We start from the raw sequence: 938 nt of genomic DNA, 5'->3' as shown, positions 1-938 counted from the left end.
TGAAACATTTGTTAATACTGTTGTGAAATAGTTGGCGAATGCACTTACAACACCGATTGCAGTCGTTAAACAAGCAGCTATAATCGCTATGCTTAATAAAATGTTACCGCTTGTCCCAAAGAATTGATACATAACAGTTGCTAATAGTTGACCGCCATTTTCAAATTGTCCTAAGTTTCCGTTTGAAGCGCCGATATAACCTAGTAAGAAGTAAACAATTGTTAAGAAAAGAGCCGCAATGCTTCCGCAAATAATTGTATATTTCGCAATGGATTTCTTATCTTGTATACCGTTTTGGCGAATTGCATTTACAACAATTGTTGATAATACGAGAGCTCCGATTGCATCTAATGTTAAAAAGCCTTCGAGAAATCCTGTGAAAAATGGGATTTCTTTATAGTCACCAACAGGTTCTGCGAACGATACTGGTGAAAGAATCGCCTTTGTTGCCATAATTGCAATAATTCCAAGCAAAATTGGCGTTAATATTTTTCCGATATGATCTACTAATTTGGATGGATTTAACGATAAGAAGTAGACGACTATAAAGAAAATCGCACTAAAAACTAACATAGAGTACCATTGATCTGGGAAAAGTGGTGCAATCCCAATTTCATAAGATACAGWTCCAGTTCGTGGAATAACAAATAGTGGGCCGATKGAAAGATAAATAATGATRGCGAATAYTGCTGCGAATTTTGGRTGAACACGGCTCGCTAAAGTATTAAAACTACCRCCWGCAAGGGCAACAGCGACGATAGCTAGTAAAGATAAACCGACATCTGTAATAATAAATCCTGTAATGGAAACCCACATATTTTCTCCGGAAGAAAGACCGAGAAGAGGCGGGAAAATCATATTACCAGCACCGAAGAAAACTGCGGATAGTAATAAACTAATCGAAAGTATTTGCGCTGGTTTTAAAGTTGTACGCATAT

General features: G+C 37.1%; 1 protein-coding gene. It reads right to left on the bottom strand.

The genetic code is table 11. The features are described from left to right. Window positions 1–936: branched-chain amino acid transport system II carrier protein BrnQ2 (brnQ2, locus tag AC1DJR_RS31600; protein WP_477004429.1), on the bottom strand; the 936-nt coding region annotated here is incomplete at its 3' end. Window positions 937–938 lie beyond the last annotated feature (2 nt).

It is taken from the genome of Bacillus sp. 05T31 (genome assembly GCF_056396725.1).
The sequence above is the reverse complement of the archived record's forward strand: the minus strand, read 5'-3'. Positions and strand labels throughout refer to the sequence as shown.